General features: G+C 43.8%; 13 protein-coding genes and 1 pseudogene. 8 read left to right on the forward strand and 6 right to left on the reverse strand.

The genetic code is table 11. The features are described from left to right. Window positions 1-146 precede the first annotated feature (146 nt). From DWZ82_RS03070 to DWZ82_RS03090, 5 genes are read left to right on the forward strand one after another with little or no spacing between them, the layout of a single operon-like run. Window positions 147-539 (forward strand): conjugal transfer protein, encoded by a 393-nt coding sequence (locus DWZ82_RS03070; RefSeq protein ID WP_118478644.1) that lies wholly within the window; start codon window positions 147-149, stop codon window positions 537-539. Next, window positions 523-2,973: an ATP-binding protein gene (locus DWZ82_RS03075; RefSeq protein WP_118478646.1), complete on the forward strand. Its 2,451-nt coding sequence runs from the start codon at window positions 523-525 to the stop codon at window positions 2,971-2,973. The genes DWZ82_RS03070 and DWZ82_RS03075 overlap by 17 nt, the downstream gene beginning before the upstream one ends. Window positions 2,974-2,976: 3 nt before the next feature. Continuing rightward, window positions 2,977-5,118, forward strand: coding sequence for a CD3337/EF1877 family mobilome membrane protein (locus DWZ82_RS03080; RefSeq protein WP_118478648.1), 2,142 nt, complete (start codon window positions 2,977-2,979; stop codon window positions 5,116-5,118). After that, window positions 5,118-6,152, forward strand: a complete 1,035-nt coding sequence (locus tag DWZ82_RS15955; protein ID WP_199667363.1) for a lysozyme family protein — start codon at window positions 5,118-5,120, stop codon at window positions 6,150-6,152. The genes DWZ82_RS03080 and DWZ82_RS15955 overlap by 1 nt, the downstream gene beginning before the upstream one ends. 18 nt (window positions 6,153-6,170) lie before the next feature. Then, window positions 6,171-7,076, forward strand: coding sequence for a conjugal transfer protein (locus tag DWZ82_RS03090; protein ID WP_118478650.1), 906 nt, complete (start codon window positions 6,171-6,173; stop codon window positions 7,074-7,076). Between the two features lie 135 nt (window positions 7,077-7,211). Here DWZ82_RS03090 and DWZ82_RS03095 read toward each other — a convergent pair whose 3' ends face one another. From DWZ82_RS03095 to DWZ82_RS03110, 5 genes are all read right to left on the reverse strand, one after another. Next, window positions 7,212-8,360 (reverse strand): hypothetical protein, encoded by a 1,149-nt coding sequence (locus tag DWZ82_RS03095; RefSeq protein ID WP_118478652.1) that lies wholly within the window; start codon window positions 8,358-8,360, stop codon window positions 7,212-7,214. A gap of 616 nt (window positions 8,361-8,976) precedes the next feature. After that, window positions 8,977-10,602 carry a hypothetical protein gene (locus DWZ82_RS03100; protein ID WP_147356900.1) on the reverse strand — a complete coding sequence of 542 codons (1,626 nt, stop codon included), beginning with the start codon at window positions 10,600-10,602 and terminating at the stop codon, window positions 8,977-8,979. An 82-nt stretch (window positions 10,603-10,684) separates the two neighbouring features. Next, complete coding sequence (locus DWZ82_RS14955; protein WP_147356901.1) at window positions 10,685-10,957, reverse strand: hypothetical protein; 273 nt, start codon at window positions 10,955-10,957, stop codon at window positions 10,685-10,687. Window positions 10,958-11,155: 198 nt separating this feature from the next. Continuing rightward, window positions 11,156-12,421 carry a sensor histidine kinase gene (locus DWZ82_RS03105; RefSeq protein ID WP_118478656.1) on the reverse strand — a complete coding sequence of 422 codons (1,266 nt, stop codon included), beginning with the start codon at window positions 12,419-12,421 and terminating at the stop codon, window positions 11,156-11,158. Beyond that, on the reverse strand, window positions 12,418-13,104 hold the full coding sequence (locus DWZ82_RS03110; protein WP_118478658.1) for a LytR/AlgR family response regulator transcription factor: 687 nt from the start codon (window positions 13,102-13,104) through the stop codon (window positions 12,418-12,420). Before DWZ82_RS03110 ends, DWZ82_RS03105 begins: the two co-directional genes overlap by 4 nt. Window positions 13,105-13,655: 551 nt before the next feature. Here DWZ82_RS03110 and DWZ82_RS15960 point away from each other — a divergent pair. Further along, window positions 13,656-13,754 (forward strand): annotated as a pseudogene (locus DWZ82_RS15960) (hypothetical protein); the annotation flags it as partial. 46 nt (window positions 13,755-13,800) lie between these two features. On the opposite strand, the gene DWZ82_RS03120 reads toward DWZ82_RS15960, so the two are convergent. Then, window positions 13,801-13,947 (reverse strand): hypothetical protein, encoded by a 147-nt coding sequence (locus DWZ82_RS03120; RefSeq protein ID WP_442861215.1) that lies wholly within the window; start codon window positions 13,945-13,947, stop codon window positions 13,801-13,803. A 173-nt stretch (window positions 13,948-14,120) separates the two neighbouring features. Between DWZ82_RS03120 and DWZ82_RS03125 the strand changes: the two genes are divergently transcribed. Beyond that, entirely contained in the window at window positions 14,121-14,834 is a 714-nt protein-coding gene (locus DWZ82_RS03125) for a LytR/AlgR family response regulator transcription factor (RefSeq protein WP_118478662.1), read from the forward strand. 2 nt (window positions 14,835-14,836) lie between these two features. Continuing rightward, window positions 14,837-16,159, forward strand: coding sequence for a sensor histidine kinase (locus tag DWZ82_RS03130; protein ID WP_243022867.1), 1,323 nt, complete (start codon window positions 14,837-14,839; stop codon window positions 16,157-16,159). Window positions 16,160-16,179: the final 20 nt, after the last annotated feature.

The raw sequence follows: 16,179 nt of genomic DNA on the forward strand, positions 1-16,179 counted from the left end.
AGGGGGTGAAGCACGGCTGTGTGTAACTGCCGACAGGGAGTTATACATCAACCGTGCAGGGGGAGAGGAAAGACGCCTGCGGCTGGAACTCGTTCCTCTCCCCCTATACCCTTTATATAATGTAGAAAGCGAAAGGAATTTATAATGTGAAAAAACTAAGAAGTTACAGCAGTGTATGGAAAGTCGAACAGGTAATATACTCGTTCGGTGACGCAAAACTGCCGACACCTGTCACCGTGACCCAGCTGCTCTGGCTGGCGGCAAGCGGCGTGCTGGTATTCGTGTTCCGTAAAGTGCCGCCGCTGGTGCTTATTCATAATCCGCTGATTTTGTGCTGTATTCCGTTCGGTGTGACGTGGTTTATGAGCAAAAAGACCTTTGACGGCAAGAAACCGTACAGTTTCATGCGCTCGGTGATTGCCTATGCGCTGCGCTCGAAAGTCACCTTTGCCGGAAAGTCTGTCCGGCTGAAAAAGCACCGCGAGAACGCGGATATTACCGTAGTGAGGAGTGAGATTATCCGTGCCGTACCCCATTAAATATATCGAAAATAACCTCGTTTGGAACACTGAGGGCGAGTGTTTTGCCTATTACGAATTGATTCCGTTCAACTATTCGTTTCTCTCGCTGGAACAGAAGGACGCGGTGCATGATGCTTTCCGGCAGCTTATCGCACAGAATCGTGACGGCAAGATTCACGCTTTGCAGATCAGTACGGAAAGCAGTATCTGCGCCGCACAGGAGCGTTCCAAGAAAAGCGTGACCGGACGGCTGAAAGAGATCGCTTGCGCCGAGATTGACGAGCAGACGGAAAATCTCGTTGCTTCTCTCGGTGATACACAGGTCGATTACCGCTTCTTTCTCGGCTTTAAGCTGGTCGTGACGGATAAAGAACTCTCTGTCAAGGAAATGGGAAAGACCGCAAAGAACCTGCTGCATGACGCGGCAAATGCTATTGGTCATTCGTTCATGGGTGATTTTGTTTCCATGCCGAACGATGAAATTCGTCGATATATCCGCATGGAAAAGTTGATGGAAAATAAGCTGTCGCGTCGTTTTAAGGTGCGTCGGCTAAATAAGAATGACTTCGGCTATCTGCTGGAGCATATCTACGGCAGGACCGGCACGGCCTATGAAGATTTTGAGTTTACGCTGCCGCTTAAAAAACGCAAGCGTGATACACTGGTTAAAAAGTACGATCTTATCAAGCCTGCCCGTTGTCTGATTGAGGAAAAACAGCGGTATTTACACATGAAGTCCGAGGATTCGGAAAGCTACGTTGCGTACTTTACGATTTCGGATGTGGTCGGTGAACTGGATTTCCCATCCAGTGAGATTTTCTACTATCAGGAACAGCAGTTTGACTTTGCGATTGATACCTCAATGAATGTAGAGATTATCACGAATAAAGCTGCATTACATACGGTTCGCAACAAGAAAAAAGAGCTGAAAGACCTCGATAATCATGCGTGGGAAAATAACTCGGAAACCACCAATCAGGTGGCAGAAGCGCTGGACAGCGTAGATGAACTCGAAAGTGTTCTTGACCAGAGCAAAGAATCCATGTACAAGCTGTCCTATGTTGTGCGCGTTACCGCGCCGGACGTGGAAGAACTCAAACGCCGCTGTAACCAAGTGCGCGATTTCTACGATGACGCAAGTATCAAGCTGGTTCGGCCGATCGGTGATATGATGGGACTGCACAGCGAATTTATTCCGGCAAGTAAGCGGTACATGAATGACTATGTGCAGTATGTCACCAGTGATTTTCTCGCCGGTTTGGGATTCGGCGCAACGCAAATGCTCGGTGAGCGTGACGGTATCTACCTCGGCTACAATGTCGACACCGACCAGAATGTGTATGTGCAGCCTGCAAGAGCGGCACAAGGCGTTAAGGGTTCTGTTACCAATGCGCTGTCCGGTGCGTTCCTCGGCTCTCTGGGCGGCGGTAAATCGCTGTCGTTCAACCTGCTTACTTACTACGCTGTTCTGAACGGCGCACAGGCTCTTATCCTTGACCCGAAATCTGAACGCGGTCTTTGGAAAGAGAAGCTGCCGGAGATCGCGGACGAGATCAACATTGTAAATCTGACCTCGGACGAGGAAAACAAGGGTATGCTTGACCCATATATCATTATGCGGAAAACTAAGGACGCAGAAAGTCTTGCGCTGGATGTACTCACTTTCCTTACGGGCATTTCCTCGCGTGACGGCAAGCTGTTCCCTGTCCTGCGCCGTGCTGTTCGTGCCGTCACGAACAGCGAAACGCGCGGTCTGCTCCGTGTCATTGACGCGCTGCGGGAGGATGGCTCGGAAACCGCGCTTGCGATTGCCGATCACATTGAATCGTTTACCGACTATGACTTTGCGCACCTGCTGTTCTCAAATGGCAAGGTACGGCAGACCATCAGCCTTGAAAAGCAGCTGAATATCATTCAGGTTGCCGATCTTGTTCTGCCGGATAAGGATACCGCGCCTGCGGACTACACCACCATTGAAATGCTGTCTATCTCCATGCTGATCGTCATTTCCACCTTTGCGCTGGACTTTATCCATTCGGACAGAAGTATCTTCAAGATGGTCGGTCTTGATGAAGCATGGGCGTTCCTCAATGTGGCACAGGGCAAAACGCTGGCAAACAAGCTGGTTCGCGCCGGTCGTTCGATGAACGCTGCCGTTTACTTTGTCACCCAGAACGCCGGTGATGTGGCAGACGAGAATATCAAGAACAATATCGGCATGAAGTTTGCGTTCCGCTCTACGGATATGAACGAAATCAAGAAAACGCTTGAATTTTTCGGTCTGGATTCCGAGGATGAAAACAATCAGAAGCGGCTTCGCAATCTGGAAAACGGTCAGTGTCTTTTCCAAGACCTTTACGGTCGTGTCGGCGTGATTAAGTTCCATGTCATGTTCGATTACCTGTTTCATGCGTTTGATACTCGCCCGCCGGTTACAGGGAATGAGGTGTAACGTGTGACAAATACTTCAAAAGTTCAGAAAATTGCCATTACAGCCTTTATCGCGGTTGTGATGGCTTTTCTTTTTCTCAATTTGTTCACCGTGCAGGCGCACGCCGCCGGTCTGCTGGACGAAACCATTGATACGGCGCACGAGTTCAGCCGTTATCCGATTGATAACTACCAGCTTGATTTTTATGTTGATTCCTCGTGGGATTGGCTGCCGTGGAACTGGCTGGACGGTATCGGGAAAACAGCGCAGTACGCAATTTACCTGTTTACGAACTTCCTGTGGACGCTGAATTTGTACATTTCAAATGCCGTAGGATACCTGATTCAGCAGGCATACGATTTGGATTTTATCAGCAGTGCAGCAAGCGAGATTGGCAAAAATATTCAGTTGATTGCGGGTGTGTCAGCCAGCGGATTTGACGGCACGGGTCTGTTTCCTGGCGTGATGGCGATTGTTACGCTGCTTGTCGGCGTGTACTGCACTTATGCTGGTTTAATCAAACGCGAAACCACAAAGGCGTTTCATGCAGCGCTGAATTTTGTGGTAGTGTTCGTAGTGTCGGTCGGACTGATTGCCTATGCGCCGTCGGCAATTAGCGGTGTCAACGAGTTTTCGAGCGACATCAGCAACGGTATTATCGATGTGAGCGCGAAAATTCTTGCGCCGGACACGGCAGGCGAGAACACCGGTGTTTCTGCGATTCGGGATTGCCTGTTCGGTATCCAAGTGAAACAGCCGTGGCTTATCATGCAGTTTGGCGATTCAGATGTGGAGAATATCGGAGAAGAACGAGTAAACAGTCTGCTCGGCACTTCGCCGGACGAGAATCGCGGCAAAGACAGGGAAGAAGCCGTAAAGTCGGAACTGGAAGATTACGATAACGGCAATCTGACCGTAACCGAGGTGACAAGTCGGTTCGGTCTGTCTGTGTTCTTCCTGATTTTCAACCTGATTGTGTCGGCGTTTGCGATTATGCTGGCAGGAAGTATGCTCCTGTCACAGATTTTGTTTATCATCAGCGCGATGTTCCTGCCGGTGAGCCTGCTGATCAGCATGATTCCGGCGTTTTCCGGTACGAGCAGGAGAGCGGTGATTTCGCTGTTCAATACAATTATGCTGCGCGTCGGTACAACGCTGCTGACCACGTTTGTGCTGGTGCTGTCCTCGCTGGCATACACGATTGCTAACGGAAAACCGTTCGTGGTGGTCGTGTTGCTGCAGGTAATTGTGTTCGCGGGCGTGTATATGGAGCGCGACAAGCTGCTCGGCATGATCGGTCTGCGTGATGAGGGCACGGGTCGTGTCGGTCGAGCTATGACAAACCGGCCGCGCCGGACGATCTCTCGTGCTGTGAGAAAGGCACTGCCATTTGCGGCGGGTGTTGGAGTAGGAAAGCGCTCTGCACAGCGCCGTGCCGCGCAGAGCACCAGGAGGACTTCGGTGCCTTCGGCGAATCACGAAAATTCAAGCCGTGAAACCGTTCAGCCGGAGAAGAAGAATTTCGGTCAGCGGATAGGCGAAACGGTAGGCAAGATTGCAGATACGCCATCTCGTGTGCGAGATAAGGCGGCAGAAACCGTGCAAAAGGTCAAGGACGCACCGACTAATGCGGAATATGCTGTCCGCAGCAATGTGGAATTTGCACGGGAAAGTGTGCGGGAAACCATGCAGAAACGTCGAGAAGCGCGTGCTGCACAGATGGAATCTCGTAGAACTACCACTGCAAGCCACCGTGAGCAGTTATCTCAGCGAAAAAGAGAACGCAATGAGGGTAATACGGAGAAGCCCAGAACGGAAAGCACTCGTGTTGCACCAAAGGAGCGCCCAACTGTCCCCAAACAGCAGAAAACCGAACCGGAAAAGCCGTCTGCACAGCAGAATCGACCTCGGTCGGAACGGATTGAACCGACACCCAGACAGCGGGAAGATCGTCCGACGGTCAAGGATAAGCCGCAGACTGTGGTTGCAGACCACAAGCCGGACCGTCCGGCAGAACGTCCGATGGTGCCGGACAAGCCGAAAACACGATATACAATGCCGAAAGGACTGGACGAAGAAACCTTTGGTGCGGAGTTCAAACAACGGAAAACCGGAAAAATCACGCGCAAACAGCGGCGTTCGGAGAGCCGAGGTGAGCGCAAGTGATGAAAAAGGCGGCAATGGCAGGTGCCCTGGGCTTCGGACTGCTGATTGCTTTACTTCTGTCGATGTTTCTGATTATCGCTTCGGATGAGGATAGCGACGGAAGTGGCTCGGGTTTGTACATCGGCGTGAACCTCTCAGCGGAAGTGCTCGCGCATCAATCCATGGTTGAGAAGTATGCGCGGCAAAACGGTATCAGCGATTATGTTTATGTTCTGCTTGCTATTATTCAGGTGGAAAGCGAGGGCAAGCTGGAGGACGTTATGCAGTCGTCTGAATCTGCCGGACTGCCGGTGAACTCCCTCGGCACGGAGGACAGTATCAAGCAGGGATGCAAGTATTTCGCCGAATTGGTGACAAAGGCGGACAAACTCGGCTGTGATATGGACGCTGTAATTCAAGCGTACAATTACGGCAGCGGATTTCTGGATTTCGTTGCGAAAAACGGAAAACGGTATACCTTTGAACTGGCACAGGAGTTTTCCCGACAGCACTCCGGCGGCGTGAAAGTCACCTATAAAAATGAGATTTCCACGCCGATCAACGGCGGCTGGCGGTATAACTACGGCAATATGTTCTATGTCAAGCTGGTAAAGCAATATCTGACGCAGACCGGCGGTGACGCACTCGGAACGGACGCACAGAATCGCATTGTCGAGGTGGCACGAAATTCAGAAAAGTACGGTATTTCGGCTGCTGGCGGATATTGTGAAGCATGGGCGGAAGAAGTTTATCGAAAAGCGGGTGTATCCATCGACCGGCATTGTTGTGCGGGCAAAAATCGTGCGCTGTATACGGTCGGAAAGTCCAGCAAGAATATTCCTCTCGGCGCGATGGTTTATAATGACCCGGCGGTGTACCAGTCCCGAACGAACGACACCTGCGGACGAAATGCGGGTCATGTCGGCATTTACATTGGCAAGGGCCAGATTATTTCCAACATCGGCGGCACTGTCATTGATACCGTAGAGGGCTGGACGGCCTACTATGGCTTCGGCGGTTGGGGCTGGGGCGGCGCTGTGGTTGCACAGAAATAAGACAAAGGAGAACGAATTATGTTTCAGAAAAAGACAGAAAAACAGCAGAAACCAAAGAAACTGCGCGTTTACACGGCGAACAGCCGCAAGCCTGCGGTGATTGTGCTGTGGCTGCTGTTCATCTGCGGATTTGTGTTTGCAGTGTATAAGAACTTTACTGCGATTGATACACATACCGTTCACGAAAAGGAGATTGTTGAGCGCCGTGTGGAGGATACCAGCGGTGTAGAAGCGTTTGTGCGGAACTTTGCGAAAACGTACTATTCGTGGAGCAGTAATAAGGATTCTGTGGCACAGCGTACCGATGCGCTGACCAGCTATCTGACCGAGGACCTGCAGCGTTTAACGACTGACACCGTGAAAAGTGACGTTGCGGTTTCTTCGTCCGTGCAGGACGTGCAGATTTGGTCTGTGGAGCAGAGCGGCGGTGAAAACGATTTTGCAGTCGTGTTCACAGTGGCGCAGACGATTTCGGACGGCAAGAAAAAAGACACTGTATCCAGCGTGTACAAAACAGCGGTTCACAAGGACGAAAACGGAGATATGGTTATTACGCAAGCGCCGACGATCACCGGAAAGCCTGCAAAATCTGCATATATGCCAAAAGACACAGAACCCGACGGAACGGTTTCTGCGGTGGAAAGCGAGGATATTACGGATTTCCTGATTACCTTTTTCACGCTGTATCCGACGGCTACGGAAAAAGAGCTGTCTTACTATGTCAGCGAGGATTCCATGCCGCCGGTAAAGTGCACGGACTATACGTTCAGCCAGCTTAAAAGCACGGTGCTGAATAAGAACGGCGATACCGTAACGGCAACTGTGGCGGTGGAATATCTGGACAGCGTTACACAAATGACGCAGATTTCGCAGTTTGAGCTTGTGCTGAAATTGGTGGATGGGAATTGGAAAATCGTCGGGTGATGTATGCGTTTGTACGGGGAAAAGTAGCAAGTAACGAAGTGTGAAAATCGAATACCGAAGAGGAAAAAGGCTCGTCGCAGAATGTTTCGATTCTGAGACGAGCCTTCTATTCTCGCGGTGGCGAGCGCAAAAATTTTATGATTCACTTGATATTTTTATACATGGATACTTAGTTTCTTGCGTTTGTGTATTTGTTTCACACCAAACCAGATAATCTTCATCAAAAGGATATAATACATAATCAATTAACCCAGAAACATTTTCGGACAAATCCAATACTTTATTGGTTGTTATATCCCACACATAAAGTGCATTTCCAGTAATCGGACGCCATGTTATAAAATCGTTTGAAGATTGCAGTTCAGCAAATTCTAAGGTGCTGTCAATATTGTTTGGATATAATTTCGTGGTGGCGTCTATCTGTTTTGACCATTTCTTATGAGCGAAGTCATAACAGTATAACGATTCTGATTTTTGCGGCTGCCACTCCGAAACGCCTACGATAAAAGAGTTTGTGATGCATATTTCCTGCAACGGTTCGGGCGGCTCGATACACATACGTTTATGTTTTTCTATGTCATATGTCCAAAGGGAACTGCCATTAGAATCATATTTTAGATAAACAACATTTTTGTCATTCACAGACGGTGAACCAAAAGTGGTTTGCATGGAATCTGCTGTATCTGCAATTTCCAATTTATGATTGTTCAAATCATAAATTTTTATTGCAGGGTAAATACCATCTTCATTAGCTGTATAGCTGGCGTAAACAACAAAGCTGCCATTTACCGAAAGCGACCACGGGTGCGGGTCAAAATTCCGTGTTTTAGGGAAGAAATCGTTTTCGCCGTCTACGAATATGATTTCTCCTGTACGCAGGTCAGCCGCGTATACAGCCCAATTTTCACCAATAGAACTTCCTACACGCAGTTCGGCGTCTTGGCTCTCGGACCAGACAAACCAATTATCCTTATAATCAAAGGTTGTCATGGTGCCGTTTGTTTGCGTGTCCAATTTAATAAGTTCCTGTTGCTCTTGGGTATTTAAGTCAACCGACCTGATATAGTTATCAGTGTAATTTTTATATAATATCTCATGGTCGGATTTGTGACCGATATAAATGCTTTTTTCAAAATCGATATAATCTGATAAGATTACTGCGGTTTCGGTGTATGGTTCAATGGAAGCAGGTAAACTTTTGGTTTCGCGCTCTTGATAAAAATACAGACTGAATATAGTTACTACAGCTAATAGAATACATGAAATGGAAAGGTTCTTTTTCATTACTTTTCTCCTGCAATAGCTATTATAATTTATCACAAATATAGAGGGTAAGACTATAAAATGCTTTACAGTTATTGTGAAAGATAATCGAGTATATAAATTGTTTATTTCATATTTGCATTATACCATTAAAAGTGGAATTTGTACTGAAAATGCAGAGTTCAGTATGATTTTTGCAGTAAAATGCACAGATGACGAATGGCGTTTTGGAAAGCTGTTGTCTGTTGTTTTACATTTTTAAAATAATCGCTACGGTATATTGATTATTATTCGTTGCGTGTTATGGATTTCTTGATTATCTTTTTCATATTATAGCCGACGGCAACCTAAAGGACTATCTTACTATGTTAGCAATGATTCCATGCTTACATATATAGTCAGCCAGCTTAAAAGCATAGTGTTGAACAGGCATAGCGATACTGTAATGGTAACTGTGACAGTAGAATACTGGATAATGTTATGAAAATGACGCAAATTTCGCAGTTTGAACTTGCGCTGAAACTGGTGGATGTGAATTAGAAGATTGGCGGGTAAGCGTTTCAATACAAAAACAAGAAAACGGAGGGTAGTAAAACACCCTCTGTTTTCCCGTTTGATTCATCAATATTTTGCTAGGTCAATGATGTTTGTTGGATATAAAGTATTTTATTATTACATATCCGATAATTACGGATATTATTAGAAGAACAGACGCATAAATAGTAATAGGCGTATTAATGATATTTGCCAGATGAAATTCCCTGGAAGAAAAATTTGGCGTTGCAGAAGTGAAATCGGTACAGAGGAAAGAATGTTCGATATTGGTCGTTTCAACACCGGCAGTTGTAGTGCAAATGATGGCTGGTGTAACTTGAGTAATCATCTGTCCAGTTGGAGCCGTAAACAAAATTGTTCCATTACCATCGATGAGTGATTCTGTATATGCATTGATTGATGTGTCTGAAACCTGTATATACCGTATTTCGCCGTTTACTATAAATGCTGTGCGAATGTTATTTTTGAATAATGTACCGGATTGGTTATATAAAGTTGCAATGCGTAAACCGTTTTGAAGATTTGACACACAAGCAATTTCATCTTGGAGATTATTGTTAAATGCGTTTGCTACATATAACTCCTCGTTGGAAGGAATAGGTATTAGTGTATTGGTATCTAGATTCCTTATTTGAATTGTATTTTCTTTTGAAAGTTGAAAAATAGAATTACTTTGTACAGCATTTTTAATGCTATCGAATGTGGGTGGGACTAATAATATTCCATCTTGCTTCATTATGCCCCATTTGCCGTTTTTTGTTTGTACAAGGACACGATCAAATAAATCTGCATGGCTTCCTGCCAATGAAATTATAGAGCTATATTGATCAAAAGTTCTTATATGTCCACTATGATTCCAATAGGAAATGCTATTATTCTTTTGGACGGCTGCAAGGTCGGAAGATAGAAGTGTGATAGAATCCGCACCTTGCGTGATTTCACGACCGCTTGTATCAAGAAGTGTAGCTGTGCCGTTAGCTTGTGCAGTGAATAACTGCGTTTTCCCTATGTAATACGGTTCAATGTCATCATACTGTTTGCTTACACAAGTACTATTATGGTATATGGCATATTGAGTGTTATTGCATCCAATCCACAGTATATTATCTTGTGCTTGATTCGTTGTAGCAGATATAATTTCAGCAATATCGGTTTGAAATATCGAATTACCGGTAGCATCATAAATTGTATTCTCAGCGAAAAAGTAATGATCATCTTCGGACACATTAATGGTATGTCCTTTTACAGAGGTAATGACTTGTTGTCTTTTTAAATCAATCAATTCGGAAGTCTGAGCTGACAGGTCAACAGGAGAAGCATCATCAGGAGCAAAGACACCAATGGCAAAATCTCCATAAAATTGCACACTGTTATATTTGTAAGGAGTAAGTTGTGAGAAATCTTGGCTGAAGATGGAGTATTTACCATCTTTCGGAAGAATAAAATATGAAGTATGATTGAGCGTCGTGTAATCAGGCAATTCTGCAATGTGTTCAATAATCTTAAATTCTGTTAAAATTCCTTGATTATTAGTGTATAGGTGGAGTTCTTGTGCCTTTTCATCCAGCTGTGCAACATATTCGCCTAGTCCGAACAGATGTTGATTTTCAGGTATTTCATCCCATGTAGGTTTAATAGCAAATGCAGTGTTCAACAATACAGCTATGAGTGGAATACATAATAATTTCTTGATAATAATATTTATCACATCCTATTGATTTATTGATAGTAAACAAGAACTATAGATAGCACAAGAAACGATACCTGATTCAGTATCGTTTCTTGTAAAATTATAGAATTTTCATTGATAAATCACCGGAATTTCCGCCGATTAAAATAATTTGTAATAAAGAAGTGGTAGACGCATCGTATGTAAATGGCAGTGCTTTAGCATACCATGTTCCGTTGTTTACTCGTGTCATAATGGTGCCAGCGTTGTTTGTAGCCTTAGAAAATTGAATTTTTCGACCATTACAACCGGATAGCTTCAAATCATAAATGATACCGTAATTTCCGATAACCAACCATCGTGTATCTAATATAACGGTACCCGCATCGTTCATTTGTTGCGTGCCAATTCCATCAACGCCAGCGATAGCATCTAGCTGGACTTACTGCATCGGGTTCATTCCCTTCATTTGGTGTATTAGTATTATACAACATACGGTAAAATACACAATAAGATTGCAGAGTTTGGTAGGTCTGGTGCAGTAAAATGCACAAAGAAAGGACGACAGCTTTTAAAACTGTCATCCATGATTTTACAAATTCAAAATAATCTCTACAGTATATTGATTATTCTCTTGATTGATTTGCATTGTGCCGCCGATTTGTTCTACTGTGGAACTGACGTTTTTCAGCCCATAACCATGAATACCCTCGCGTTTCTTAGAAGAAAATTCTGGGTCATAGGGATTGGAAATGCGGTAATACAGAATACTGTCCTTTTGTCTTAAAGTTAAACTTACGATTTTAGGCGTATCGGCAGATACACCGCTGCACGCGCGAATTGCGTTATCCAATGTATTTCCGAGAATAACACTTAAAACCAGCGGGGACAGGGCAAGCTGAGGGGAAACAAAAACGTCGATTTTTAAAGTAATACCGGCAAGCGAGGATTTTCCCAGTGCATCATTCAAAATTGCGTTAATAACCGGATGGTCTACATCAACGATTTTGCTAAGCGAATTAAATGATTTGGTAATGGTTTCGAGATATAACTCTGCTTGTGATACATCACTGTCCTTGACTAATGCAGTAACAGCAGTTAATTGCTTTTTTATATCATGCCACAGGCTTCGCGTTTGCTCGTTAGCAGATTTCATCTGTTCGTAATAAGACAGCTGAGTTTCGAGTTGCTGTTCAGCCAAACGCCGCTGCTGCTCGTTTTCGTAATTTGTACGAATAGATCGCATATATACGAAGAATACAATGTTGATGTACAAAATTCCGGCAATAGAAAGTGTTAATAATATTAAAAGAAAGTGCGATACGGTTCCGACCAATTCCAATGATACGATGCAGATAAATACACTGACGAGCTGGCAGGTCGTGAGTGGGAGTAATTCTTTGAATGGAATATCAAGTAAACCTTTTTTGCCGAACAGTGTGACAATAAAAAGAATGAGCAGCAAGTTTATCAGCTTTGCAAAGATGATAAATATGCAGCGTGCTAACCCCTGTCCGAGGATAACCGTTCGTGAAATGCCGGAGAGATAAAAAGGATATTCACATATTACGTCAACCAACACACTGAGGGTTATAAATGCTGTTGAAGTTAAAAGTGCCTTGCGAACAGTGGATTCAAAAATCGTATATGTTGATACACTGATAATGCTCCAGCTCAGCACGATACGAAGTATGCCCGGCATATGAATACAGCTCATCACGATAATAAAAATACCCACAAGTAAGTATAAATGTCCTTTGTATTTAGCGCTGCGATATTTTGAGTAAAATCCAGATGCAAAAAGATAGAGTAGAAAGGTGTCTAATACACCACTGAGGGCTTCAATTAGCAAAGTCATATGTTTTCCCTCGCAAACTTTGTAAAAGCTGCAATGACCTCTTTCTTTCGGTTTCTGCTGATTTTGATCAGTTGATGGTTCTGCATTTCTACATCGTCTTTTGTTATGCGAACTACATGATGCAGATTGATTAGGAAACTGGCATGAATACGAAGAAAATTTGCAGATGATAATTGTGGTTCAACCTCTTTTAAGCTCAATCGAGTTTTATAAATCTGCTGCTGTGTATGAATGAAAAGCATATAATTACGGGACTCGAAATACAGAATTTCTTGTACAGGGATACGATACAGTTCGCCATTCGAGGAGAATGAAAAATACTGCGGAATGATCAGACGCAAAGCGCGCTTGAGAACCTCATAGAACTTTTCCTCATTAAGAGGTTTTACAAGATAATGAAAAGCCACGTCATAACCACGAATCGTATATTCGGTGCTCTTGGTTACAAAAACAATAAGCGGCTGTGAGCTCCCCGACATAAGTTCTTCTGCAGCATCAAAGCCATTTGTATCATCCATTTCAATATCCAGAAAAATCAATGGGAAAAATGTCGTCTTCGCTGCTGCCAGCAGTTCGTCTGCTGAGGGAAAAAGGACAATAGATAATTCGGGGGCATATCGCTTGACTAATGCTTTAATGTTGAGTCGTTCTTGCTCTTCATCATCACAAATTGCAATTCGCATAAATACTCCTGTTAAAAATCACATCTTGAAATCAGTTTTAACATTCCAAGGGCTAATTGTTGCTGTTTCTTTGAGAGCTTGGAATAGAGTTGTGCGTATTCTTGCTTCAGTTTTTCACTTTCTTCGAGCGTTGATGTGCAGAATAGAGATTGTACATCAACGCTCTAATGTTTCAATCAACTGTAATAAAACCGGATAAGATGGATAACTGAGCCCGCGTTCAATTTGGCCGATGTATCCAGCGGTTTTCCCGATTTTTTTCAGCAAGACGTTCTTGCGTCAACCCTAACTCTTTACGTTTGACTTGAATAATTTCTCCAAGACCTGTCATTTATAATCACCTCAGGTATAGCGATACTATTATTCTAAGTAGTATGGATACCAATTAGAAGCGACTAATACTATTATTTTATAATAGTTATACTATCTTTTCAACTAATTACTGCAAAAACATGACTAAACTCTGCAAGGACATTGAAATACTTCAAGAGGTCGATATAATAGTGGGTATCAGGTATAGTAAAGTAAATAAGAGAGAATAGAGTATTTTTATGAAGAAATTTGTCGATTCTTATTGTAACTATCTCCAAAAGAAGCGGATTATTGTATCAAATGAGCAATGGGAAATCTGTGCGTATGGCTTGGAATTGATTGTTTCTGCAGTTCTAAATATTGTAATTTTGGTAATGTGTTCAGTTATACTACATGAAGAAAGGTACGCGGATCGCGGTCAACAATGTATCCTAATTGCTCCTGCGTCATTCCGCTGGCTTCTCTTGCCCGCTTAATGGCAAGGCCGATCCCGTGAAAGTTAAATCTGCGTTCGTCCCGTTCAATTTTCATAGCATCACCACCTAATGTAATTTTACATTTCGGGTGTTATTATTTGAACAATGTATAATTTCATTTGCCTGACTATCTGATTTCGCTCTCTTTGCTGCTTGTACCTTTGGGTGAAAAAGATTATAATATAATTGATTTGTATAATTCAAAGATAATAGTGGAGAACCATCATAATGAGTAAAATATTATTAGTAGAGGATAATCCAGATGCAGTAAAAAGGATAATCCGATATATCAATAAAATATTCGCTGAATTGGACGTGGTTTCTTTTTCCGAAGCAGGCGATGCCCTGCAATATGCAAAAGCGAACGATGTTTCCCTTTTTATCCTTGATATTCAGTTAGAGGACTATAAAGGAACCAGCTTAGCAAAGCAGCTCCGCGAATTGCCGGAATATAAATATACGCCGATTATTTTTGAAACGGCATTGGCAGGAGAAGAACTTTCAGCTTATCGAGATGTGAAGTGTTACAGTTTTCTTGTAAAGCCATTTGACGAAGAAGAATTTGCGGCGGCATTTCGTGACGCGTTGGGATTGTCTAAACAGATGAGCCAACAAGCAAAAACCATTCAGATTGAGCAAAAGCAATTTATCTTAGAATATGTTACACAGGATATTGTCTATATCGAAGCCTTTGGAAAAAAACTTGTGATCCATACCAGTAGCCGTCAGTCCGGCATCAAAGAAGATACGATTTCCGGGTACACTTTGTCTGGTTTATTGGCGTTGCTTGATGATCCAGCATTTGTTCAGTGCCATAAGAGTTATGTCGTGAACAAATCCCATATTGAGAAAATTGACAAATCCGAGCGAAAGATTTTTCTGAAAGGATTTACAGATACAATCCCCATCGGAAATAAATATCAGGCCGAATTATGGGGGTAAACATGAACTTTCTAATGAATCTGATACAGTTAGGATTGGATGTGGGAATACTGGCTCTCTGCTGTGAAGCCGTTTTCCGGCAAAAATCAGAAATAAAGGCAAAAGATTTTTTCATTTTTCCCATTCTTCTTGTTCTTTGTGTTGTACCGAGAGTGGATTTTTCTGTCGGAGCAAATATGACGGCATCTTTCCGCAGTGAAGGCTTTGAAATACTACCAGCAGACAATATTGTTGGATTGCTGTTTTTGATTTTTGCAGTATTGTTGTTGAGCAGTATTTTCTTCGGCTCCAAATCCAGCGGAACGGTTTTCTGCGGCACAATGGCGGCCTTCTCCATTTTCCTGTTCGTCAAATGCCTGTGCGCGGTTCTTTTTGCTGTCTGCGGAGCTACGGATATTTTACTCCTGTTGGGCAGCCGTATAGCGGCGTTGTGCCTTATAGTTGTACTGGAGTTCACGCCACTTTTCGGCTTGATCCATCAGCTCGTCCAAAGAAGCGATTTCACAGTTCTGATCGTATCTGCCAATATCGCTGTCCTTCTCATGGCAGTGCTTTCTATCCTCTCTTTTGATGTGGATAGAATTCTTTCCCATCTGTGGGTGATTATAATTCTGATCCTTGCGGTGTTGCTGCTGGACAGTATATTGCTGTTCCTACATCAGCGTCGGACGCAGGAGCAAAAGCGAATCCACATGATTGAGCAGTATGTGCCTATTGTAGAAGAATTGATCTCACAGGTTAGGGCAAGGCAGCATGAATTTAATAACCGGATGATGGCGATTGAAGCTGCCGTTGCCTCTGCTGATACTTTAGAAGAAGCCCGGAAAGAAGTAGCAGGTCTTACAGGAAGTATTGGAATCAGTCTTAATGATCGGGAACTGCTCTCATGCGACAGCAAAATGATTGCCGGGATGCTGTTTGGAAAAATAAAGCAGGCAGAAGCGGCAAATCTTCACATAGAATTATCCTTACACGGTCTTTTCAAGAAAACCGTCACCCCGGAAACAGAATGGATCGAGGTCATTGGAATTTTATTGGATAATGCAATCGAGGCTTCACCGAAAGGAAGTACAATTTTTTTATCCAGCAAGAAACAGGAGGGTTTTCTGGAGTTGACAGTTTCCAATCCGGCTCCGCCGCTGTCAAATACTGAATTTATGGCCTTGTTTGGAAAAGGCGTAACAACAAAGACGAATCGTGACGGCCACGGCTTTGGTCTGTATAACATCCTACGCATGACGGAACAGTATCATGGGAAAATCCTGACCCGCAATGAATCCATTTTGAATGAAAATTATGTTGTCTTTGGCATACTCATGCCATGAGAAAAGGGTATGAACGAGGG

It is taken from the genome of Butyricicoccus sp. AF35-5AC (assembly GCF_003477715.1).
Lineage (GTDB): Bacteria > Bacillota > Clostridia > Oscillospirales > Butyricicoccaceae > Agathobaculum > Agathobaculum butyriciproducens.